Origin of the sequence: Pseudothauera hydrothermalis (assembly GCF_003345255.1) — a bacterium.
GTDB classification, from domain to species: Bacteria; Pseudomonadota; Gammaproteobacteria; order Burkholderiales; family Rhodocyclaceae; genus Pseudothauera; species Pseudothauera hydrothermalis.
Genome location: NZ_CP029331.1, coordinates 1,273,484 through 1,294,083 on the forward strand (window position 1 = coordinate 1,273,484; position 20,600 = coordinate 1,294,083).

General features: G+C 63.6%; 23 protein-coding genes and 1 pseudogene. 8 read left to right on the forward strand and 16 right to left on the reverse strand.

All coding sequences use genetic code 11. The features are described 5' to 3' along the window. Positions 1–25 precede the first annotated feature (25 nt). Positions 26–445, reverse strand: coding sequence for a DUF2946 family protein (locus DIE29_RS06200; RefSeq protein WP_162860599.1), 420 nt, complete (start codon positions 443–445; stop codon positions 26–28). A gap of 62 nt (positions 446–507) precedes the next feature. Beyond that, positions 508–987, reverse strand: a complete 480-nt coding sequence (gene moaC, locus DIE29_RS06205; protein WP_114649475.1) for a cyclic pyranopterin monophosphate synthase MoaC — start codon at positions 985–987, stop codon at positions 508–510. Between the two features lie 102 nt (positions 988–1,089). Here moaC and DIE29_RS06210 point away from each other — a divergent pair, with 102 nt between their 5' ends. Both DIE29_RS06210 and DIE29_RS06215 read left to right on the forward strand, forming a co-directional pair. Beyond that, the gene (locus tag DIE29_RS06210) at positions 1,090–2,523 is read left to right on the forward strand and encodes a M48 family metalloprotease (protein ID WP_114649476.1); all 1,434 of its coding nucleotides are present in this window, start codon (positions 1,090–1,092) and stop codon (positions 2,521–2,523) included. A gap of 76 nt (positions 2,524–2,599) precedes the next feature. Then, positions 2,600–2,830 carry a sulfurtransferase TusA family protein gene (locus tag DIE29_RS06215; RefSeq protein ID WP_108080221.1) on the forward strand — a complete coding sequence of 77 codons (231 nt, stop codon included), beginning with the start codon at positions 2,600–2,602 and terminating at the stop codon, positions 2,828–2,830. 80 nt (positions 2,831–2,910) lie between these two features. Here the strand turns inward: DIE29_RS06215 and DIE29_RS06220 are convergent, their stop codons facing one another. From DIE29_RS06220 to DIE29_RS14700, 4 genes and pseudogenes are all read right to left on the reverse strand, one after another. Continuing rightward, positions 2,911–3,237, reverse strand: a complete 327-nt coding sequence (locus DIE29_RS06220) for an enoyl-CoA hydratase-related protein (RefSeq protein WP_237269521.1) — start codon at positions 3,235–3,237, stop codon at positions 2,911–2,913. Then, positions 3,204–3,416, reverse strand: a complete 213-nt coding sequence (locus tag DIE29_RS14805) for a hypothetical protein (RefSeq protein WP_237269522.1) — start codon at positions 3,414–3,416, stop codon at positions 3,204–3,206. The genes DIE29_RS06220 and DIE29_RS14805 overlap by 34 nt, the downstream gene beginning before the upstream one ends. 91 nt (positions 3,417–3,507) lie before the next feature. Next, positions 3,508–4,129, reverse strand: a pseudogene (locus DIE29_RS14985) (LysR substrate-binding domain-containing protein). Positions 4,130–4,173: 44 nt separating this feature from the next. Next, positions 4,174–4,458, reverse strand: a complete 285-nt coding sequence (locus tag DIE29_RS14700) for a LysR family transcriptional regulator (protein WP_237269523.1) — start codon at positions 4,456–4,458, stop codon at positions 4,174–4,176. 170 nt (positions 4,459–4,628) lie between these two features. Here DIE29_RS14700 and DIE29_RS06230 point away from each other — a divergent pair, with 170 nt between their 5' ends. Beyond that, positions 4,629–5,234 (forward strand): RBBP9/YdeN family alpha/beta hydrolase, encoded by a 606-nt coding sequence (locus DIE29_RS06230; RefSeq protein ID WP_114649477.1) that lies wholly within the window; start codon positions 4,629–4,631, stop codon positions 5,232–5,234. Between the two features lie 82 nt (positions 5,235–5,316). Then, positions 5,317–5,952 carry a LysE family translocator gene (locus tag DIE29_RS06235; RefSeq protein ID WP_114649478.1) on the forward strand — a complete coding sequence of 212 codons (636 nt, stop codon included), beginning with the start codon at positions 5,317–5,319 and terminating at the stop codon, positions 5,950–5,952. Between the two features lie 158 nt (positions 5,953–6,110). Here DIE29_RS06235 and DIE29_RS14705 read toward each other — a convergent pair whose 3' ends face one another. Further along, positions 6,111–6,548, reverse strand: a complete 438-nt coding sequence (locus DIE29_RS14705) for a hypothetical protein (protein ID WP_205409793.1) — start codon at positions 6,546–6,548, stop codon at positions 6,111–6,113. Positions 6,549–6,781: 233 nt separating this feature from the next. Here DIE29_RS14705 and DIE29_RS14710 point away from each other — a divergent pair, with 233 nt between their 5' ends. Next, complete coding sequence (locus DIE29_RS14710; protein WP_237269524.1) at positions 6,782–7,456, forward strand: CoA transferase; 675 nt, start codon at positions 6,782–6,784, stop codon at positions 7,454–7,456. A gap of 92 nt (positions 7,457–7,548) precedes the next feature. Here DIE29_RS14710 and DIE29_RS06245 read toward each other — a convergent pair whose 3' ends face one another. From DIE29_RS06245 to DIE29_RS06260, 4 genes are all read right to left on the reverse strand, one after another. Continuing rightward, positions 7,549–10,497, reverse strand: a complete 2,949-nt coding sequence (locus DIE29_RS06245; RefSeq protein ID WP_114649479.1) for a valine--tRNA ligase — start codon at positions 10,495–10,497, stop codon at positions 7,549–7,551. A gap of 115 nt (positions 10,498–10,612) precedes the next feature. Then, positions 10,613–11,116: a hypothetical protein gene (locus DIE29_RS06250; RefSeq protein ID WP_237269525.1), complete on the reverse strand. Its 504-nt coding sequence runs from the start codon at positions 11,114–11,116 to the stop codon at positions 10,613–10,615. Then, positions 11,113–11,541, reverse strand: a complete 429-nt coding sequence (locus DIE29_RS06255; RefSeq protein WP_335740057.1) for a DNA polymerase III subunit chi — start codon at positions 11,539–11,541, stop codon at positions 11,113–11,115. The genes DIE29_RS06250 and DIE29_RS06255 overlap by 4 nt, the downstream gene beginning before the upstream one ends. Before the next feature lie 13 nt (positions 11,542–11,554). Then, entirely contained in the window at positions 11,555–13,051 is a 1,497-nt protein-coding gene (locus DIE29_RS06260; RefSeq protein WP_108080215.1) for a leucyl aminopeptidase, read from the reverse strand. Positions 13,052–13,186: 135 nt separating this feature from the next. Here DIE29_RS06260 and lptF point away from each other — a divergent pair, with 135 nt between their 5' ends. Together lptF and lptG are read left to right on the forward strand one after the other, a co-directional pair. Then, complete coding sequence (lptF, locus tag DIE29_RS06265) at positions 13,187–14,266, forward strand: LPS export ABC transporter permease LptF (RefSeq protein WP_114649480.1); 1,080 nt, start codon at positions 13,187–13,189, stop codon at positions 14,264–14,266. Beyond that, entirely contained in the window at positions 14,263–15,342 is a 1,080-nt protein-coding gene (lptG, locus tag DIE29_RS06270) for an LPS export ABC transporter permease LptG (protein ID WP_114649481.1), read from the forward strand. The genes lptF and lptG overlap by 4 nt, the downstream gene beginning before the upstream one ends. 124 nt (positions 15,343–15,466) lie before the next feature. Here the strand turns inward: lptG and rplS are convergent, their stop codons facing one another. The 4 genes from rplS to rpsP form a co-directional block, all read right to left on the reverse strand. Then, on the reverse strand, positions 15,467–15,868 hold the full coding sequence (gene rplS, locus DIE29_RS06275) for a 50S ribosomal protein L19 (protein WP_102041890.1): 402 nt from the start codon (positions 15,866–15,868) through the stop codon (positions 15,467–15,469). A gap of 84 nt (positions 15,869–15,952) precedes the next feature. Further along, a complete protein-coding gene (gene trmD, locus DIE29_RS06280) occupies positions 15,953–16,693 on the reverse strand; it encodes a tRNA (guanosine(37)-N1)-methyltransferase TrmD (protein WP_237269546.1) in 741 nt (246 codons plus the stop codon). Between the two features lie 82 nt (positions 16,694–16,775). After that, the gene (gene rimM, locus DIE29_RS06285) at positions 16,776–17,282 is read right to left on the reverse strand and encodes a ribosome maturation factor RimM (protein ID WP_108080212.1); all 507 of its coding nucleotides are present in this window, start codon (positions 17,280–17,282) and stop codon (positions 16,776–16,778) included. A 22-nt stretch (positions 17,283–17,304) separates the two neighbouring features. Further along, positions 17,305–17,553 (reverse strand): 30S ribosomal protein S16, encoded by a 249-nt coding sequence (gene rpsP / locus DIE29_RS06290; RefSeq protein WP_102041887.1) that lies wholly within the window; start codon positions 17,551–17,553, stop codon positions 17,305–17,307. A gap of 224 nt (positions 17,554–17,777) precedes the next feature. On the opposite strand from rpsP, the gene DIE29_RS06295 reads away from it, so the two are divergent. After that, positions 17,778–19,289, forward strand: a complete 1,512-nt coding sequence (locus tag DIE29_RS06295) for a hypothetical protein (RefSeq protein ID WP_102041886.1) — start codon at positions 17,778–17,780, stop codon at positions 19,287–19,289. On the opposite strand, the gene DIE29_RS06300 is transcribed toward DIE29_RS06295, so the two are convergent. After that, positions 19,277–20,518 carry a YihY family inner membrane protein gene (locus DIE29_RS06300; RefSeq protein WP_237269526.1) on the reverse strand — a complete coding sequence of 414 codons (1,242 nt, stop codon included), beginning with the start codon at positions 20,516–20,518 and terminating at the stop codon, positions 19,277–19,279. The genes DIE29_RS06295 and DIE29_RS06300 overlap by 13 nt on opposite strands. Positions 20,519–20,600: the final 82 nt, after the last annotated feature.

The following is a 20,600-nucleotide window of genomic DNA, read 5'->3' on the forward strand; positions in this document are numbered from 1 at the left end:
GACGGCGGAAGCGACAGAGGAGGGGTCAGGACAGTGCGGGGGGCGCACGCGGCCGGGGTAGCAGGCCCGGCGCCGCAGCCGGTGGAGCGAGCGTTGTTGGCGGCATCAGCCGCTTGGCTGCCGCCGTGGGGGCGGCGACCAGCCCCCGCGCCTGCGTCGGCACCGGATCGAGCAGGGCCGCGGCGCATACCGCGCACTGCATGCCACCGATCAGTCGGACGCTGTCTTCGCCAGCGGGCGTCTTCCCAAGCGGTGAATCCAGATTGATGTATTGAACACCGTCGGCGGTGCAGATTGCCGCCCAGGTATTCATTGCCCCGGCCAGCATGCGGGCTTGGTGCTGGGCGCTGGCGATGCCGAGCGCAAGCTGGGCGAGCGCGGCCAGTAGCGCCAGCCGCAACGCCAGATGCCAGGTTAGGGGGGAGAGGATGCCGCGTGGATTCACGCGGCGCAGTCTAGCAGGACGGGGTCATCGTCCGAGTTGAGATTCGTCAAATTTGGCTAGACTCAAGCGCCGATCCAGTGCCCCGATTTGCCGCCCTTTTTCTCCAACAAGCGTACCGCTTCGATCGTCATGCCGCGATCGGCCGCCTTGCACATGTCGTAGATGGTGAGTAGCGCCACGCTGGCCGCGGTAAGCGCTTCCATCTCCACCCCGGTGCGGCCGACGGTCTCGGCGGTGACGATGCAAGCCACCGTGCTGGCCGCCTGGTCCAGGTCGAACTCCACCGCCACGCGGGTGAGCGGAATCGGGTGGCACAGCGGGATCAACTCGCTGGTACGTTTGGCGGCCTGGATGGCGGCGATGCGCGCTATGCCGAGCACATCGCCTTTTTTGGCGCTGCCTGAGCGGACCATCTCAAAAGTGGCCGGCTGCATGCGGATGCGCCCGGCGGCTACGGCCACACGGTGGGTTTCGGACTTTTGGCCGACATCGACCATGTGGGCCTGGCCGTCGGCGTCGAAATGGGTGAGGGCGTCGCTCATCGGGAAGGCGGATGCTGAGGTCTGCGGGGGCGCCGGTGGAGCCCTACAAGCGGATACATGTGGTGCGGAACCGTTGGCAAACGGGCGTTATCATAGCACCCGATGATGCGCCGATCTCTTGCCCTGCTGCTTTGCCTTGCGCTGGCCCGCCCCGTGGCGGCAATCGACCTGCCCGATCTGGGGGATGTGGCCGCCAGCGATCTTTCACCGTTGGCCGAACGTCGGCTCGGCCAGTCCATCATGCAAGACATCCGTGCACGCGACCCGGCCTGGCTGGACGACCCGGAAGTGGAGGAATACCTCGAAGGGTTGGGGCGCAGGTTGGTGGCCGCCAGCCCCAATCCCGAGCAGACGCTGGCGTTTTTCGTGGTGCGCGACAACACCTTGAATGCCTTTGCGCTGCCCGGCGGTTATATCGGGGTACATACCGGGCTGATCTTGGCCGCCGAGTCGGAATCCGAGCTGGCCTCGGTGCTCGGTCACGAGATTGCCCACGTTACCCAGCGCCATATTGCGCAATTGGTGGGCAAGCAGAGCCAGGCCGGCATGGTCATGCTGGCTTCGATGCTGGTGGCTATTCTGGCTGCGCGCAGCAATTCCGAAGTCAGCGAGGCGGCCTTGGCCGCTGGACAGGCCGGCGCCATTCAGTCGCAACTGGCCTACACCCGCGATCTTGAACGCGAAGCCGATCGCGTTGGCTTGCAGACCTTGGAAGGGGCAGGTTTCGATGTGCGCGGCATGCCGTCATTTTTTGAGCGCCTGCAACGCAACAGTCGGCTGTATGAAAACAATGCGCCGGCCTACCTGCGCACCCATCCGCTGACTACTGCGCGGATTGCCGACATGGAAAATCGTGTCAGCCAGATGCGCTACCGTCAGGTGCTCGATTCCACCGATTTCCGTTACGTGCGCGCCAAGCTGCGCGCGGCCGGCGGCTCTCCGGTCGATACCTTGAAGGAACTGCAAATGCGTGCCGCCGAACCCGCGGCCGATCAGACCGTGCATTACAGCTTGGTGCGGGCACAATTGCGCGCCGGTATGGTGGATGAGGCGGTGCGCGGCGCGCGTGCCTTGCTTACCGATGCCGCGCCTTCGCCCTTTGTCTACACGCTGGCGGCCGAGGCGGAGTTGGCCGCGCGGCGGCCGGCTGCGGCGGTGGAGATTTTGCAGGACGCGCAGCGTCGTTTTCCCGCCAGCCGTAGCGTGCGCTACGCGCTGGGAGAAGCCCTACTGGCCGCCGGTCGCGCCGAGCAGGCGGTGGCGCTGGCGCGCCAAGCGATTCAGCAGCGCGGCGGGGATTTGCGTCTGTGGACCTTGCTGGCGCGGGCCAACGCGGCGCTCGGCAAACAGACTGCGCAGCACCGTGCCCAGGCCGAGGTCTATGCGCTGCAAGGGGCGCTGCAGGCGGCCATCGAGCAACTGGAAATTGCCCGGCGTGCCGGCGACGGCGATTTTTTTGAATTGTCGGCCGTGGATGCGCGTATCCGCGAACTGAAAGCGGCGTACGACGAAGAACGCCGCGAGCGCAGGCCATGACAAGTTACGGCCTTCTGCCTTGCGTTGGAGGCCATTAAAATGCAAGCGCCGATTGCTTCTCAGCAAGGACAATAGAATGCACTTTGACAAAGACGTCGACGCACGAGGGCTCAACTGCCCGCTACCCATCCTGCGCGCAAAAAAGGCGCTGGCCGAGATGCTGCCGGGTCAGGTGTTGCGGGTGATGGCCACCGATCCGGGGGCGGTGAAGGATTTTCAGGCATTTACCAAGCAGACCGGCAACGAATTGCTGCGTCAGTCGGAAACCCCGGACAAAGCGTTTGAGTTTTTTATCAAACGTAAATAAACAAACGGCTAGCCAAGGGCTGCGGTCCCTTTCCGATCGCGGGCTGTGGCAGCGCTCGGTGGGGGCATTGCCCGCTGTATTCAGCGCTGGCGATCACGCGGTGCCCGTTTGTCCACAAATGCCCGGATTCTTTCCTCACGGTCGGGTAACGCAAGGGTTTGGTGGAAGGCGGTGCGCTCACGGCGCAGACCTTCTTCCAGCGGCAAACTGGCGCTGGCCCGTGCACACTGTTTGATCAGGACCAGCACTTCGCCGGGCAGTGAGGCCAGATCGGCGGCCAGCCGGCGGCCTTCTTCGAGCAGGCATTCGGCAGGCAGAACACGCGACACCAGTCCACTGCGCTCGGCCTCCTGCGCACTCATGCGGCGTCCGCTCAACAGCAGATCCAGAGCCTTGGCCATGCCCACCAGGCGCGGCAGGCGTTGGGTGCCGCCCGCACCGCGGCATCGGCCGCCAGACGGTTCAGGTGCGCGGTCATCGAATCGGTTAGTGAGCGGCACAAAGCGTTACGGGCGTCGGGCCGGTCGATGATCAATTCAGCGTAGCCGTCCGGCTGCAAGATGCAGCGAATGAATTCGGAAGACATCGGTTTTGTTGTCATTTTGTGCGTTTGTATGGGCTGTGTGCCGCTGTCGGGGCACTTGGGCCCGCCTTGCGGCCATCGAGAGGGTGAGTGTTTATGCCGTTCGCGGCTGGTGAAGTCGTGTCGTGCGTTTCACGTGGCATTGCTCCAGCAGCCAGGTACGCAAGTTGTCGAGCCGCGGATCGTCGCACAGCGCGGGTGGATAGACGAGCCAGAAACCCAGACCGGCGGGCACCGGATGGTCGAACACCGAAGTCAGGCGCCCGCATTGGACCGCGCTCGCGGCCAATTCGCACACCGCAATCGACACCCCCGCCCCGTCGGCGGCCGCTTGCATCGTCAGACCGCCCGAATCCACGCGGGTCAACATGGCCGGTTGGAACGGTCCGTCCGGTAAAGTGTTCAGCCAGCGTTGCCAGGTCAGGCAATGCCGCGAAACAAAAAAAATTGGCACTGGCCACCCGTTGGAGACGTTGGTGGCGTGAACCACTGGCAAAGCCTGGACGCGCGTAGAGATCGATGGTGGCCTGAAACAGCAGATCGGCCTGCAAGCCGTCCCACTGACCATCACCATACCAGATGCCGGCATCGGCCACGCTGGCGGCCAGATTCGCCTGCTCTTGCGAGGTCGAGATCTCCAACGAAAAACCTCTCCGCGCAAAGGGATACTCGATCAACCGAGGTGACAGCCAGTTGTTTGCGAACGTTGGCAACATATTGACCCGCAGCGGTCCATCGTGCCGCGTTCGGCGCAAGCGGCTCACCGCCTCGGCGATGCGGCAAAGCCATCGCCAAGGCTTGGCGCCAGGCGGCGGCCGGCGTCGGTCAGTTCCAGCCGGCTGCCACTGCGGCGTAACAGTTCGACTCCGAGTATGTCTTCCAGTGTGCGCAATTGGTGACTGACTGCCGAGGGCGTGACCGCCAGCTCTTGGGCCGCGTCCTTGATCGAAAGATGGCGTGCCACTGCCTCGAAAGTGCGCAGGGCATTCAACGGAGCAAGGATGCGCATGGGAGATTTGCCCGCCTGGCGGCGATTGTCGGTCATACATTAGACCTCAAATCGATGCGGCTGCGCCTATCGAGCTGTGGATCAAATTTCAACATCGGCTGAAATATGCTCACGTCTGCCGGCCGGATATTGGATTTACACTGGCACATATCACCTTCCCAAGCGCGGTGTGCGCCATGGCTAGCGTTCTTGAGGACAGTCTTACGATGACGCCGGTTCGCCTTTTGATGTTGCCGGGTATCGGCAACTCCGGGCCGGAGCACTGGCAGACGCTGTGGGCTTCGCCTCAGCAAAACGGCCGCGGATTTCAGCCTGCCGATTGGGATCGGCCGCAGCTGGACGATTGGCTGGCTGCGCTCGATGCGGCCATCGATGAGGATACCGCGCCGGTTGTGCTGGTGGCGCACAGCCTTGCTTGCCTATTGGTTGCGCACTGGGCGCTACCGCCTGCGCGCAACCCTGATCGTGATAATCGGATCGCCCGGGTCCGCGGGGCGTTTCTGGTTGCCGTACCCGACCCCGAGGCGCCGGCGTTTCCGAGCGCGGCGCGCGAGTTTGCGCGGCCTTTGGCGATGCCACTGCCCTTCCCCGCACTGGTGGTGGCTAGTCTTGACGATCCTTATGGTTCAATGGCGTACGCTCGGCGTATGGCCATGGGATGGGCGGCCGGATGTGTGGAAGTCGGCGCATATGGACACATCAATGTGGTCAGTGCGGTGGGTGCCTGGGAAACCGGCTGGCATCTGCTGCAGGCTTTCGGCGCCGGGCTTCGGGTCCGGGTCGCGGCATCGCCGAGCACCGGCTTTTCATGATTAGGCCGGTGTCAAAGCGGCAGGCTGAGTTGTCACGGACCGCTTGATCGGGTTTGTGTTTTTGAACTATCGGAGTGCCTAATTGACTGTATCGACTGCGATTTTGGGTTTTACCTTGACGGCCTTGTTACTGACCTTGACTCCGGGTCTGGATACCGCACTGGTCCTGCGTACCGCCGCGGTGGAAGGCGCACGTAAGGCGATGCGTGCAGGGGCAGGCATCGTGACCGGGGTGCTGGTTTGGGGGCTGTTGGCGGCGCTCGGGCTTGGCGCGGTGCTCGCGGTATCCCGACAGGCCTATACGGTGCTGCAGTTTGCCGGCGCGGCGTATCTGGTCTGGCTCGGTGGGCGGCTGCTCTGGAGCGCGCTCCAGGCGACGCCGACGCCACCGCAGCATGACACGTCAGCGCGGCATGATGGGCGCTGGTTCCTGCGCGGTCTGCTGACCAATTTGCTCAACCCCAAGGTTGGGGTGTTTTATGTGAGCCTGTTGCCACAATTCGTTCCCGCCGACGTGCCGGTGATCGGCTTCAGTGTGCTATTGGCCTGCATTCATGCCGTGATGGGGCTGATCTGGTTTGCCGCCCTGGTGCTCGCCACCCGGCCGCTGGCACGCTGGCTGCGGCAGCCTGCGGTGACGCGCGCGCTCGATGCGATGACCGGCGCAGCGCTGATCGGTTTTGGTGTGCGTTTGGCGCTGTCCAGGCCGACGAGCTGAGCCGTAGCCGGCTTGGGCATCGTCGCCTTGCGCTGCCAACGACAAACGATCCGCTTGTGCACAGATGTGCTCAACGGGCGGTGCGATGGGGGGCTGCTTCCGTTATTGGTTTTCCCCTTGGAGCCCAAGCCATGAGTCCGTACGATGCGCTGACCGCATTATGGTCGCTGGCCGAGCTGCCGCCGCCGGCCTTGGCCGAGGTTGTGTTGACCGGCCGCGATCCGGTGTTTCCTTCGTCGTTCGCGGTCGGCACCGCTGCGCAAGTGAGTATTGCCGCGGCCGCGCTCGCCGCTTGCGAACTGGGTCATGCGCGCGGGGGGCTGCGCCAGCGTGTCGCTGTCGACATGGCCCACGCCGCCGCCGAATGCACCGGCTGGTTTACGCTCGACGGCAAGGAGCCGGCGCTTTGGGACCCGTTTGCCGGTCTGTACCGTTGTGCCGATGGTCATGTGCGTGTGCACACCAACTTCCAGCATCACCGCGATGGTGCGCTGCGCCTGCTGGGCCTGGATCCGGCAACGGCCACGCGCGCCGACGTGGAGCGGGCCCTGTTGGGCTGGTTGGCGTTGGCGTTCGAGCAGGCTGCGGCCGAGCATGGATTGGTGGCCGCGGCGCTGCGCAGCTTTGCCGAGTGGGATGCCACGCCCCAGGGCCAAGCGGTGGCGGCGCAGCCACCGATGACCATCACCCGGATTGGCGATGCACCGCCGCGCCCTCTGCCGCCGCTGGCGGCCGGCCAACGGCCGCTTTCCGGCGCACGTGTGCTCGATCTGACTCGTATTCTGGCCGGTCCGGTTGGCGGGCGCTGGCCGCGTTCGGCGCAGAGGTCATGCTGGTCAATTCACCGAATCTCCCCAACATTGCCGCCATCGCGGAGACCAGTCGCGGCAAGCGTTCGGTGCACATCGATCTTTGCAGCAAGCGTGGACGCGAAACATTGTGGCGGCTGGTGGAAAGCGCCCATGTGTTTTCGCAGGCCTACCGGCCCGGTGCGTTGGCCGCGTTGGGCGTGTCTGCCGAAGCCCTGGCCGCGCGCCGGCCTGGTATTGTGGTGGTGTCCTTGACGGCCTACGGCACCCAAGGGCCATGGGCCGGGTGGCGAGGTTTCGATTCGCTGGTACAGACCGCGATGGGCTTCAACCACGCTGAAGGGGACGCTGCGGGCGACGGTGTGCCGCGCCCGCTGCCGATGCAGATTCTTGACCAGGCCAGCGGCTTTCTGATGGCGTTTGGCGCTGCCGCCGCGTTGTGGCGACAGTGGTGCGAAGGGGGCAGTTGGCTGGTACAGGTATCGCTGGCGCAAACCGGACATTGGTTGCGCGGCCTGGGCCGCGTCACGGACGGATTGCAGATCGACAGGCCGGACTTGACGCCGTGGCTCACCGACGAGATGTCCGGCTTTGGTCTGCTGCGCGCCGTACGCCCCAGTGCGCAGCTCGCACGCACGCCTGCCGGCTATGCGCGACCGTCGGTGCCGCCGGGAACGGACCGTCCGGCCTGGTAAGGCGCACTGGCCAAACCGCGCGTCGAGGAAGCCTGCGCCTGCTGCCTATGCGTAGCAGGCGCGCGCAGTGTGGATTTTTGCGTCCGGCGGCGTCAGCGTCCGGCGAGTTTGTCGAGCTGTGGCTTGAGCTGGGCCAGGGTGGCAGTGAAAGCGGCCAGGCGCTCGCGTTCCTGGGCGACCACCGCGGCGGGCGCGCGCTCGACGAAACTGGGGTTGCCTAGCTTGCCTTCCGCCTTGGCAATTTCGGCTTCCAGACGGGCGATTTCTTTGCTCAGACGCTCGCGCTCGGCGGCGATGTCGATGTCTACCTTGAGCATCAGACGGGTGTGTCCGACTACGGCGACCGGCGCAAGCGCGTCGGCCGGCATGTCGGCGACCAGCTCAACCTCGGAGAGCTTGGCCAGCCCCGCCAAGTAAGGCACAAAGGTTTGTAGCAAAGCGCTTTGACCGGCGGCGAGCAACGGCAGGCGCTGGGCCGGGGAAATTCCCATTTCGCCGCGCAGGTTGCGGCAGGCGTGCACCAACTGTTTGAGTTCGGCGACCTGGGCTTCGGCGGCTGGGTCGATGCGAGAGGAGTCGGCCTCCGGGTAGCGCGCCAGCATCAGGCTGTCGGTGTCCTTGCGGCCGGCCAGCGGGGCGACGGTCTGCCACAGCTCCTCGGTGATGAAGGGGATCAGCGGATGCGCCAGGCGCAGCACGGTCTCCAGCACGCGCAGCAGGGTGCGACGGGTGGCGCGCTGCTGAGCGGCGTTGCCGGACTGGAGCTGGATCTTGGCCATTTCCAGATACCAGTCGCAGTACTCGTCCCAGATGAACTCATAGACCGCCTTGGCGACCAGATCGAAGCGGTAGCCGGCAAAGTGTTCGGCTACTTCCGCTTCGGTGCGTTGTAGCCGGGAAATCACCCATCGGTCTGCAAAGCTCAGTGTCAGCCCGGAGTCGTCCGTATCGATACCGCAGTCCTGGCCTTCGCAGTTCATCAGCACGAAGCGGGTGGCATTCCACAGCTTGTTGCAGAAGTTGCGGTAACCTTCGCAGCGCGCCAGGTCGAATTTGATGTCGCGCCCAGGGCTGGCCAGCGAGGCGAAGGTAAAGCGCAGCGCGTCGGCACCGAAGGCGGGTATGCCTTGCGGGAATTCTTTGCGGGTCTTTTTCTCGATGCTTTGCGCCTGTTTGGGGTTCATCAGCCCAAAGGTGCGCTTTTTGATCAGCTCATCGAGCGAAATGCCATCGATCAGATCGATCGGATCGAGCACATTGCCCTTGGACTTGCTCATTTTCTGGCCTTCCGCGTCGCGGATCAGGCCGTGCACATAGACGTGCTTGAAGGGGATTTTGCCGGTGATGTGCTTGGTCATCATCACCATGCGGGCGACCCAGAAGAAGATGATGTCAAACCCGGTGACCAGTACCGTGGAGGGCAGATACAGGTCGAGCGCGGGGTTGGATTTGGCCGGCCACTCCGGCGTCCAGTCCAGCGTGGAGAACGGCCACAGCGCGGACGAGTACCAGGTGTCGAGCACGTCCTCGTCACGGCGCAGACCCTTGGCGCGCAGGTCGTTGGCCAGCATACGGATGGTGCTAGCTTGGTCGGCGTGCCCTTGCTGCTCGGCGTGATGGGCCTGGTCTTCGAGCTCGGCGAGCTTTACCGCGAACTGCGCCTCGGCCTCGGTCTCGTCGGTGGCGACATAGACGTTTTCGAGCGCATCGTACCAGGCCGGGATCCGGTGGCCCCACCATAGCTGACGCGAGATGCACCAGTCCTGGATGTTGTTGAGCCACTGGTTGTAGGTGTTGACCCAGTTCTCGGGGTAGAACTTGATCTCGCCGGAGGCGACGCATTCGAGCGCTTTCTGGGTGATCGACTTGCCGTCCGCGCCGGGTTTGCTCATGGCCACAAACCATTGGTCGGTGAGCATCGGCTCGATGACCACGTTGGTGCGGTCGCCGCGCGGCACCTGCAGTTTGTGCGGCTTGACTTGCACCAGCACCCCGGCGGCTTCGAGCTTGGCGACCACCGCCTTGCGCGCGTCGAACCGGTCCAGTCCGACCAGATCGACTGGCAGCGGCTGGGCGGCCTTGGCACGGCCCTGGCTGTCGTAGGTCTCGGCCTGGGCCGGCACGGTGCCGTCGAGCTTCAAGATCACGATCATGTCCAGCTTGTGACGCTGGCCGACCGCGTAGTCGTTGAAGTCATGGGCGGGCGTGACTTTGACGCAGCCAGTGCCGAACTCGCGGTCCACATACTCGTCGGCGATGATCGGAATGTCGCGGCCAACGATCGGCAGCCGCACGGTCTTGCCGATCAGGTGCGCATAGCGTTCGTCTTCCGGATGCACCATCACCGCGACGTCGCCCAACATGGTCTCGGGCCGGGTGGTGGCGACGGTCAAGCCCTGCAGGCCGCCGATTGGCCCGTCGCTGAACGGATAAAGAATGTGCCACAGATGACCGTCTTCTTCCTCGGACACCACTTCGAGGTCGGATACCGCGGTGCCGAGCTTCGGGTCCCAGTTGACCAGCCGTTTGCCGCGATAGATCAGCCCTTCGTTGTACAGCCGCACGAAGGTTTCGGTGACGATTCTGGACAAGCCCTCGTCCATCGTGAAGCGTTCCCGCTTCCAGTCCGGGCTGGTGCCCAAGCGGCGCATCTGGCCGGTGATGGTGCCGCCGGAATACGCTTTCCATTCCCAGACTTTTTCGAGGAATTTTTCGCGGCCCAGGTCGTGACGGCTGATGCCTTGGGCATCCAATTGGCGTTCGACCACGATCTGGGTGGCGATGCCGGCATGGTCGGTGCCCGGTTGCCATAGCGTGTTGAATCCCCGCATGCGGTGATAGCGGGTGAGCGCATCCATGATGGTCTGGTTGAAGCCGTGCCCCATGTGAAGCGTGCCGGTAACGTTGGGCGGCGGCAGCAGGATACAGAATGCGTTGGGGTTGGACGGGTCGAGGCCGGCGTCGAAATAACCGCGGGACTCCCACTCGGGATACCAGCGACGTTCAATGTCGGCAGGCTCGAAGCTTTTGGCCAGTTCCATGGTGTTTTTTACGCGCAAGAAGGCAAAACAATAATTATAGCGGATGGGCAGGGCCGCTTCCGGCGCTCTCCGCGGATTCGGGCCGCCGGCTGCGATGGGCGGCCAGCCGCGGCGCTCAGGGCGTGCGTCCGCGGTCGGTGGGGTCTTGCTCGCGGTCGAGCAGACGGCTGATGCGCTGAGAGAGTTCCGGCAGCAGCACCGCGCGCAGGTGGGCAATCATTTCCGTCTGCATGCGTTCGGTGAGACGCTCGAGCTCGCCGGCCAGAATCTGCGGAAACTCCTTGCTGACCCAGGCTTCGATTTCCCGACTCAGCTCCGTGTCCAGGCGAATCAAGCGCTCGGTCAGTGTGTCGGCGGGTAGCTGGCCGGACAGGGCGGTGTCTTGGGCGCTTGCGGCCGTATTGGCTTGAGCGACCAGCCGGGACAGTTCCGGGTCGGATTCATCCACCACATCGGTCAGGATGGGCAGCTCGTCGCTGTCTTGGGGGGCTACGGTCGTAGCAGCCGGCTCGGCGTCACGATGTCGGCGAAGCAATGCGTTGGCCTGGTCCAGCAGTCGGTCGGCCGCTTCCAGGTCGGCGTCATGCAATGGAGCGGGATCGGGCGGCCAGCGGCTCACAGCGCCTCCCGGCGTAACGCGTCAAATAACTTGATGGGCAGGTCAAGCGCCTTGTAATGCTTGTAGCGCAAACGCCCCGGCGCCTTGTCGGCTTCGCTCTGACCGATGATCTCTACCACCACACGGTAAGACTGGAATTCGGGCGGCAGCTCGTCGCTCAGGTTGATCAGGATATCCTGATGGGAGCGGGGTACCGGCGCCAGCCCATGATTGATGAGCACCGGGGTTTCACCGGCCAGAGGGGCATCCTGCATGACGTGCGGCACGAATGCCGCCGGCTCGAACCGCCACAGCGCCTGGTCGATTCGCTGAGCATGTGCGTGGTCGGCGGCGCGCAGCGCCACCCGCCGCCCGCGGGCGTAAGCGCGCGCCGTCAGCTCGCAGGCGAGCGCGATCCGGTCCGGGCTGTCGTGGTAGAACTGCACCTGTGGCAAGGGTTCAGGCTCCCGCGGCGCGCTGAATCAGGAATTCGGTCAGCAGCGGCACCGGGCGACCGGTGGCGCCTTTGGCTTCGCCCGAAACCCAAGCGGTGCCGGCGATGTCCAGATGCGCCCATTTGTACGCTTTGGTAAAGCGCGACAGAAAGCAGGCCGCGGTAATGGTGCCGGCATACCGTCCGCCGATGTTGGCCATGTCGGCAAAGTTGCTTTTGAGCAAATCCTGGTACTCGTCCCATAGCGGCAGTTGCCAGGCGCGGTCGCCGGCGTCTTGACCGCGCGCCAGCAGCTCGGCGGCCAGTTCGTCGTCGTTGGCCAAGAGGCCGCTGGGGATTTTGCCCAATGCAATCACGCAGGCGCCGGTCAGTGTGGCAATGTCGATCACGCAAGCCGGCTTGAAGCGCTCGGCGTAGGTGAGCGCATCGCACAGAATCAGGCGGCCTTCGGCGTCGGTGTTGAGGATTTCGATGGTTTGCCCGGACATCGAGGTGACCACGTCGCCGGGTTTGGTGGCGCCGCCGCCGGGCATGTTTTCGGTAGTCGGGATCAGGCCGACCACGTTGATCGGCAGCGCCATGCGCGCCAGTGCCTTGAAGGTGCCCAGCACGCTGGCCGCGCCGCACATGTCGAATTTCATTTCGTCCATTTCGGCGGCAGGTTTGAGCGAGATGCCGCCGGTGTCGAAGGTGATGCCTTTGCCCACCAGCACTACCGGCTTGTCTTTGGCTCGTCCGCCCTTGTAGTGCATGACAATGAAGCGCGGAGGCTGGTGCGAGCCGCGGGCCACCGCCAGCAGGGCTCCCATGCCGAGCTTTTCCATGTCGGCGCGCTCGAGGACTTCGACTTTGAACTTGAATTGTTTGCCCAGCGCCTGGGCGGTTTCGGCCAGATAGGTGGGGGTGCAAACGTTGGCCGGCATGTTGCCCAGATTACGCGCCAGCGCCATGCCTTCGGCGATGGCCTGTCCGCGCCGCAGCGCGGATTCGAGTTCGGCATTGACCTTGTCGCTGATCGCCAGTGTGATCCGCTGCGCCCCGCGTTCCTTCGCAGGCTTGCCTGCGGCGGCCCTTGGCGGGTCGTAGCGATAGGCTCCGTCAGCCAGCAAACGGCTGGCCTGCTGCAGCCGCCAGGCCAGATCGCGCCCGGGCAGCTCGATGTCGGCAAGAAAGACCGCGGCATCGCGCGCGGGGCTGCCCGCCAGTGCTTTGGCGGCCGAACAGACCGCGTCGCGCCACGGTTTGTCGCCGAAATCGTCCTGTTTGCCCAGGCTGACCAGCAGCACACGCTCGCAGGCGGTGCCCGGCAAATCATGCAGCAGCAGCTGAGAGCCGGCCTTGTCTTCCAGGTCGCCGCGTTTGAGTATGGTGGCAAGCTTGCCTTGGCTGGCTTTGTCTAGCGCCGCGGCCGGGCCGGTCGGCTTGGCGCCGGGAAATACGCCCAACACCACGGTGCCGGTGGCGAGCTTTTCCGGAGAGGCCGTCTTTATGGTAAATTCCATGGCAATTCCTCAAGCGGGCATCAGGTGCTCAGGGTGGCCGATTATGGCCCGCGCGTGCCAAAGCCGTCAAAAGCAATACCCCGGCGCGATGCCTTTTCCGCTCATCCGGAACCTGCTCCCAAGTATTCCCGCGCAATGATCTTCCGCAGTGCGCTTCAGCGCGAATTTGCCCATTCGGCCGCCGCGGTGTTCGTGGCGCTGTTCGCGATTTTGCTGACCACGGTGCTGATTCGCATGTTGGGCGATGCCGCGGGCGGTAAAGTACCGCCCGACGCGGTGCTGGCATTGATCGGTTTTGGCGCCTTGGCCCGCCTGCCGGTGGTGCTGTCGCTTGCGGTGTTCATTGCGGTATTGCTGTCGCTGTCGCGGGCCTACAAGGACTCCGAGATGGTGGTGTGGTTTGCCTCTGGGCTGCCTCTGACGGCGTGGGTGCCCCCGGTGCTGCGCTTTGCGCTGCCGCTGGTGGCTGTGGTGGCTGCCACGACGTTGTTTCTGGCGCCGTGGGCCGAGCGCATGAGTATCGAGTATCGCGGCCGCTTGGAGAGCCGCGATGACAGCTCCCGGGTGGCGCCGGGTGTATTTCGTGAGTCGGCCACGGCCCAGCGTGTGTTTTTCGTCGAAACCGGCGCAAATGCTGACGGCAGGGTGCGTAATGTGTTCGTCAGCAGTGAGGAAGGCGGCCGGCAGAGCGTCATCGTGGCGGCCGAAGGTTGGATTCAGGTGGACGAGGCAGGCGATCGCTACGTGGTGCTCGATCGTGGTCGACGCTATGAAGGCACCCCGGGGACGGCCGAATATCGGGTGTTGGAATTCGACACCTATGCGGTGCTGATCGAGCCGCGTGCGGCTGTGGCGACAAGCGTGCGGATGCGGGCGATGCCGACTGCAGAACTCGTCGGGCAGCCGGACGCGCGTAAGCAGGGCGAGCTCCTCGGACGTCTGGGTACGCCGCTGGCCGCGCTGTTGCTGGCGCTGCTTGTCATTCCGCTGTCGTTTGTCAATCCCCGCGCCGGGCGCACCAGCAACCTCATGGTGGCGCTGCTGGCTTATCTCACATACAGCAATGCCATTTCGGTGTGCCAGGCATGGGTGAGCCGTGAAAGGCTGTCTTTTGAGCTGGGGCTTTTGTTGCCACATCTGGTGGTGGCGGCGCTGATCGCAGTGTTGTTTCACCGACGCCTGGCGGTCTCGCCCTTTTGGCGGAGGCGCGCATGAGCCGGGTGTTGCAGCGCTATCTGGCGCGGGAGATTCTGTTGTCCACTGCGCTGGTGTTGGCCGCGTTTCTGGGGCTGTTTGCGTTTTTCGATGTGGTCAACGAACTCGAGGATATCGGCAAACAGGGCTATGAACTGCACCACGCTCTGATCTATGTGCTGATGACCGTGCCGAGCCGGATCTATGAGCTGATGCCGGTGGCGGTGTTGATCGGCAGTCTGTATGCGCTCACCACCTTGGCCCGGCATTCCGAAATCACCGTGATGCGCGCCTCCGGGTTGTCCAACGCGGCCATGATGGGCACTTTGGGTGCGATCGGCCTGGTGTTTGTCGCGCTCACTTTCGTGTTTGGCGAATACCTGGCCCCCCCGGCGGAGCGGGCCGCCCAGCAGTGGAAGCTGATTGCCACCCAGGCCAACGTGTCGCAGCGTTTGCGCTCGGGTTTATGGGTCAAGGACGGTCCGCGGGTGGTGAATGTGCGCATCCTGTTGCCCGACCGCAGCATGGAGCAGGTGCGTATTTTTGAGTTCGATGCCCAGTCAAGGATGATTTCGATCAGCGAAGCACAGGCCGGGCGTTATGACGCACAGGACGGTAGCTGGCGGCTGACTGGTGTGCGCCAGACGCAGTTTTCCGACAATCGCACGCAAGTAGTGGAACTGCCGGAAATCGCCTGGCGCTCGGAGCTCACCCCGGAAGTTTTGAGCGTGTTGATGGTGGCGCCGGAACGCATGTCGGTGGACGCGCTTTATGCTTATATCCGTCATTTGCGGGACAACCGGCAAAGCGCCGAGCGCTACGAGATCGCTTTATGGAAGAAGCTGACCTATCCGCTGGCAGCGTTGGTGATGATGGCGTTGGCACTGCCCTTTGCTCTGATGCACGACCGGCAGGCTGCGGTCAGCGTCAAGGTCTTCTTTGGGGTCATGCTGGGCGTGGGCTTTCACCTGCTCAACGGTCTGTTTTCCAATCTCGGGGTCATCAACGCTTGGCCGCCGGCGTTGGCGGCGATTACGCCAAGCCTGCTTTTTCTGCTGGCTGCCGGCGCGCTGCTGTATCTGGTGGAGCGACGCTGAGCCGGCGCACGGCTGCCTGGGTTGGGTAAAACCTGGGATTGCTCAGAGGTGTGGGCTGAGCATCGCGTAGATGGCAAAACGGACCCCGTGGGGTCCGTTCCGCTTTGCTAAACCGTCAAACCGGTCAGGCTTGTTGCTTTTGCTGTTTCTTCGCTGCGACAGCCTTGTAGTCGAGCTTTTCCTTGATCCGGGCGGACTTGCCGGAACGCTGGCGCAGGTAGTACAGCTTGGCGCGACGCACATCACCGCGACGCTTGACCTCGATGCTGGCCACCAGCGGGGAGTAGGTCTGGAAGGTCCGTTCCACGCCCTCGCCGGAGGAGATCTTGCGCACGATGAAGCTGGAGTTGAGACCGCGGTTGCGCTTGGCAATCACCACGCCTTCGTAGGCCTGGAGGCGTTCGCGGTTGCCTTCCTTGACCTTGACTTGTACCTCTACGGTGTCGCCCGGGGCGAATGCCGGAATGGTCTTGCCTTCGGTCAGGCGGGCGATTTCTTCCTGTTCGAGCTGCTGAATCAGGTTCATCTATGACTCCTGTCGTTTCAATGGCCTGTGGCCTTGCATGCAGAGCAGGCGGACCTGGTGCGATGCGGTTTGTCATCGGAACATTCAGCCCGTGTGGCGGGCCGATGTTCCTTCCTGTTCCCGCTCGAATTCCTCGAGCAGGTTCAATTCTTCCTTGCTCAACTGCCGCCCGGCCAGCAGGTCGGGGCGCAGTAGCCGGGTGCGGCCCAGCGACTGCTTGAGCCGCCAGCGGCGGATTGCCGCGTGGTTGCCCGACAGCAACACCGCCGGCACCGCCTCGTCCCGATAGACTTCGGGCCGCGTGTAGTGCGGGCAGTCCAGTAGCCCGTCGGCGAACGAGTCTTCGCGGGCCGAATCCGCGTCGTTCAGTGCGCCGGGCAACTGGCGCACGATTGCGTCCAGCAACACCATTGCCGGCAGCTCACCGCCCGACAAAACGAAGTCGCCAAGCGAAATCTCTTCATCGACGCAGCGGTCCAGCAGGCGCTGGTCGACCCCTTCATAGCGTCCGCACAGCAGCACCAGGGCGGGCTGCGCGGCCAATGCCAGTACCTTGCGATGATCCAGCTTGTGCCCTTGAGGCGACAGGTAGATCACCGGTCCGGCCAATCCCAGTGCGGCGCGCTGCGCCCGCTGAGCCTGGTCGATTGCCCGTTCCAGCGGTTCGGCCAGCATGACCATGCCCGGCCCGCCGCCGTAAGGGCGGTCGTCTACGGTGCGATGCGCATCGCTGGTAAATTCGCGCGGGTTGTGGAAAGCAATCTCGTAGAGACCGCGATCCAGCGCCCGCCGGGTGATGCCGCTGCCGGTCAGGGCGGCGAACATCTCCGGAAAAAGCGTCACGACATCGAAGCGGCGCACACCCGTTATGCCAGCATCCGGCGCGTTCCGCTCTTGCACTTTTACACTACCAATCTTTTTCCCAAACCACCCGGATACGCCGGCTGGCCAGATCAACATCCAGTACGTAGGCGGCAACGAAGGGGATCAACCGTTTTGAGTCGCCATCGACCACTTGCAGTACGTCATGTACGCCGGTCGATAACAGACCGGAGACAACACCCAGCGCCTCGCCGGCTTGGTTTTCCACCGCGAGCCCGACCAGATCATGCCAGTAGAACTCATCTTCTGCGGTCTGCGGCAAAGCGTCGCGCGGTGCCCCGATATACCAGCCGTCCAGCGCTTCGGCAGCGTTGCGGTCCGGGGTTTCGGCAAAGGCTGCTATCAACCCTTTGCCGTGCATCCGGCAGCCTTTGAGCGTTACCGCTCGCCAGCTTGGATCGGGCGCATCGTCGGCCGGGGCGAGCCACCAGCGTTGCATTTTGCGCCAAGATAGTGGGTCGTCGCCGAAAGGATGAATTTTCACCCAGCCTTTTACGCCGAAGGGGGCCACAATGCGCCCCAGGACAATCATGACGCGCGTTGTGCTGGCGTGTTCAGGCTGCGGCAGCGGCCTGTTTGACCAAGCGGGCGACCGTGTCGGAGAGCTGAGCGCCGTTTTGCTGCCAGTAGGTCAGACGTTCGGCGTTGATTACCAGATTTTTTTCCGCACCGGAGGCAACCGGGTTGTAAAAGCCGATGCGCTCGATGAAGCGGCCGTCGCGACGGTTGCGCGAATCGGCTGCGACGATGTTGTAGAAAGGGCGCTTCTTGGCACCGCCACGGGCAAGACGAATGACGACCATCTGAGTATCCTGATCGGAAGATTCTAAAAACCGCGCATTTTATCCGAACGGCTACCGACAAACAAGCGAAAAACTGGGGCAATGATATGACTGCAGTCGGTACCATCGGGGAAGGTGGATTCGTGCACAAGATACGTAAAAACTTTGCCCAGATTGGGCAGAGCGGGGCCACGCAGTTCGATTTTGAATAGAATGCGTTCACCATTCGTGATATGGCGTAAACGATGCAGGCGTCCGAACAACAAACAGCTCAGATCGATGCGGCGCTGACCTGGTTGGCTGCCGAGCCAAACGACGATCCCGTGGCAGATCTGGCTGCGCTGCGCGGCTATTTCGAGCAGGTCAGGGACCCGGCGGTGCCGGGTGCGCTGTTTGCAGACTGTCTGATCCAGTTCGATGCGCGGGCGCGGGATATCTGCGAGCGTTTCCGCGCCCGCCTGCTGGATGCGCCGCTGCCTTTGTCATCCGATCTGCGCCAGCCAACCGAAGCCTTGATCGATGCCTTGCTCGACTTGGCGGCCGGCTTTCAGCGGGTGATCGAAGATGTGCGTGGCCGTTGGCTGGGCGGAGCGCGTACCGATGCGCATGGGTCGATCGTGCGCGCCCTGCGTTTGTCGATGGAGGCTTACCTTTTTGCCAGCATGATCGGTGCGCCGGCGCCGGCAGGGTTTTGGCTTCGCGTCTATGGCTTGCTGGCGGCCGCCATGCGTATCGAAACCGTCAAGGCAGAAGGCGGGGCCAAAGCGTCTGCCCAGATCATCATGGCTTTGGCTGCGTTACAGCCGGAAAGCCTGACCGGCCGCGAACTGGTCTGGGTGCGCGATTTTCTCGACGGCGTGCAATGTGATGTGCAGTTTTCCCAGCAGCGTCCAAACGATGAACGTGCGGGCTATTGGATCGATCTCCAAACCGATGAACCGCCCACCGCGCTGGTTCGCCGGGCGCCACCGGCCAATGCAGAACTGCTGTATTTCGCCTCCGGTGCGCTGGCCGCCGAAGTGGCGCGTCGGCTCGAATGGCTGGAGTCGCGCGTGGCGCAAGCCGAGGTTGTCGGCTTGGAACGCGATATCGATCTGCTCGATGCCGAGGGCCAAGCGCTGCCACCCGGGTTGACGCCTTTGGAGGCTTTGTCGCTGCTGCGCCGCATGCATGAGCGCTGGTCTGCGCCGCCGCATCGCGGCTTGCCGCGTCGCCAGCATGAATATACCGTGCAAGTATGTGCCGGTTTGCGCGCCATTTGGGAGATGTTCCGCCGCGGTGAGGCCGGGGCGCGCATCGATGAATGGATGGTGTGCAATGAAAGCCCCGGCGGATACGCGATCATGAGTGTGGCGGGCGTCTCCGGCGCGCTCAGCGCCGGCATGGTGCTTGCGCTGCGTTCCGATGCCGGCAAGCCCTGGACGCTATGTATCGTGCGCTGGCTTCGCAGCGATCAGCCCGATCAGGTGGAGCTTGGCTTGCAGGTGGTCGCTCACGGCGGTAGTGCGGCGACCATTGCGTTTAGAGGAAGCGAGCTGAACACGATACAGCCGGCTTTGATTTTGCCCCCGTTGGCGGGGGTGCGGCACCATCCGGCGGTGCTAGTGAAAACCGGGTCGTACGTCTCCCGACGTTTCATGCTGGTCCGCGATCTCGAAAAACGGCTTTACGTCGCGCAGGGGCGGGTGATCAGCCTGGACATGCAGACTGCCAATATCGAGCTGTTGCAATACGAAGTCGACCCTTATCCGATCTGATGGTGAGTCTGATCAGCCAGCAGATCCGCTAGACTGATATCGGCCTGCGTCATGGCACTGGCAAAGCGCGCAGCGGCCGTATGCACCGGGCTGCCGTGTTCGGTCGCCGCCAGCCAGTCAGAGGGCGATAGCGCAAAGCGGGAGATGATCTCGGATAGGCCCAGGCGCTGCGGCGCAATGCTGAGCACCCAGTGCCCCTGGTCGGTACGCGCCACCCAGCCGGCTTCGCACAGCGCGCCCAACACCGCCTCGCATCGATCGTCCGGCAAGCCGGCTGCTTCCTGAAGCCGGCCGAAACCGGCAGCATTGCCGCTGCCTTGTAAGCGCGCCAATTCGACCAGGATGCCGAGTGCGGCGTGCGCGCGCTCGCCGGTAAAGGACGGCGCTATCCGGCTGCGTGCGATGAAGGCCGGCAGGCTGGCGGTGAGTAATGCCCCCAGCAGAACGATGACCCACGACAGATAAAGCCAGACGAGAAAGATCGGCAAGGCCGCAAAAGCGCCATAGACCAAGGTATAGGTCGGAAAACGGGTAATGAAGACCCCGAAGGCGCGTTGCATCAGAAAAAAACCGAGCGCCGCAACAAAGCCGCCGAGCAGGGCATGCACCGCTTTGACCGGATGATTGGGCACCGCAAAATACAGGTAGCTGAACAGCAGCCCCAGCATCAATGGCGGCAACAGGCGAGCCGCCATCTTGCCCAGCCAGGGCGCGTGATCGACCAGCTCCATCGATGCACTGATGAGGTAGCCCGAAGCGAATACGCTGGCGCCAAGCACCAAGGGTCCCAGCGTCAGCGCAAACCAGTAGACGGCGATCCGGAAAAGCAGCGGTCGCGGTTGACGCACGCCCCAAATCTGGTTGAACACGCGCTCGATGGTCGATAACAGCATCAGGGCGGTGACCAGCAGCAGCGCGGTGCCCAGCAGCGTCAATCCGGTGGCTTTCTGTGAAAACTGCAAGGCATAGGTGGTAATGATCTTGCCGGCCCGCTCGGGCAGCAGATTTTCCAGCAGAAAGACTTTCAGCGAAGTGCCCAAGTCGGCAAAGCCGGGGAAATTGCTGAACAGCGCAATGGCAACCGTCACCAGCGGCACCAGTGCCAGCAGGGTGGTAAACGCCAGGCTGCCGGCGACCTGAGAGCAGTGCGTGGCCGTGAAGCGGTTGAGCAGCAAGCGGAGGAGATCGCGCGCGGCGTAAAACATCATGGTCGGTGCGTAGCGGGACATAGGGATCAAGATTAAGCCAGATGGGCAGTGCAGGGCAGGCGTCGATGTGCCCGGGTTCGGTTCATGGGTGCGCGCAAGCCGG

Coding starts and splice junctions, on each gene's coding strand:
- moaC (WP_114649475.1), bottom strand. CDS start 987: ATGAGCGACGCCCTCACCCATTTCGACGCCGACGGCCAGGCCCACATG.
- DIE29_RS06210 (WP_114649476.1), top strand. CDS start 1,090: ATGATGCGCCGATCTCTTGCCCTGCTGCTTTGCCTTGCGCTGGCCCGC.
- DIE29_RS06215 (WP_108080221.1), top strand. CDS start 2,600: ATGCACTTTGACAAAGACGTCGACGCACGAGGGCTCAACTGCCCGCTA.
- DIE29_RS14805 (WP_237269522.1), bottom strand. CDS start 3,416: ATGTCTTCCGAATTCATTCGCTGCATCTTGCAGCCGGACGGCTACGCT.
- DIE29_RS14700 (WP_237269523.1), bottom strand. CDS start 4,458: ATGACCGACAATCGCCGCCAGGCGGGCAAATCTCCCATGCGCATCCTT.
- DIE29_RS06230 (WP_114649477.1), top strand. CDS start 4,629: ATGACGCCGGTTCGCCTTTTGATGTTGCCGGGTATCGGCAACTCCGGG.
- DIE29_RS14705 (WP_205409793.1), bottom strand. CDS start 6,548: ATGCTCGGCCGCAGCCTGCTCGAACGCCAACGCCAACCAGCCCAACAG.
- DIE29_RS14710 (WP_237269524.1), top strand. CDS start 6,782: ATGCTGGTCAATTCACCGAATCTCCCCAACATTGCCGCCATCGCGGAG.
- DIE29_RS06245 (WP_114649479.1), bottom strand. CDS start 10,497: ATGGAACTGGCCAAAAGCTTCGAGCCTGCCGACATTGAACGTCGCTGG.
- DIE29_RS06260 (WP_108080215.1), bottom strand. CDS start 13,051: ATGGAATTTACCATAAAGACGGCCTCTCCGGAAAAGCTCGCCACCGGC.
- lptF (WP_114649480.1), top strand. CDS start 13,187: ATGATCTTCCGCAGTGCGCTTCAGCGCGAATTTGCCCATTCGGCCGCC.
- lptG (WP_114649481.1), top strand. CDS start 14,263: ATGAGCCGGGTGTTGCAGCGCTATCTGGCGCGGGAGATTCTGTTGTCC.
- rplS (WP_102041890.1), bottom strand. CDS start 15,868: ATGAACCTGATTCAGCAGCTCGAACAGGAAGAAATCGCCCGCCTGACC.
- trmD (WP_237269546.1), bottom strand. CDS start 16,693: ATGTTCGCCGCCCTGACCGGCAGCGGCATCACCCGGCGGGCGCTGGAT.
- rimM (WP_108080212.1), bottom strand. CDS start 17,282: ATGATTGTCCTGGGGCGCATTGTGGCCCCCTTCGGCGTAAAAGGCTGG.
- rpsP (WP_102041887.1), bottom strand. CDS start 17,553: ATGGTCGTCATTCGTCTTGCCCGTGGCGGTGCCAAGAAGCGCCCTTTC.
- DIE29_RS06295 (WP_102041886.1), top strand. CDS start 17,778: ATGCAGGCGTCCGAACAACAAACAGCTCAGATCGATGCGGCGCTGACC.
- DIE29_RS06300 (WP_237269526.1), bottom strand. CDS start 20,518: ATGTCCCGCTACGCACCGACCATGATGTTTTACGCCGCGCGCGATCTC.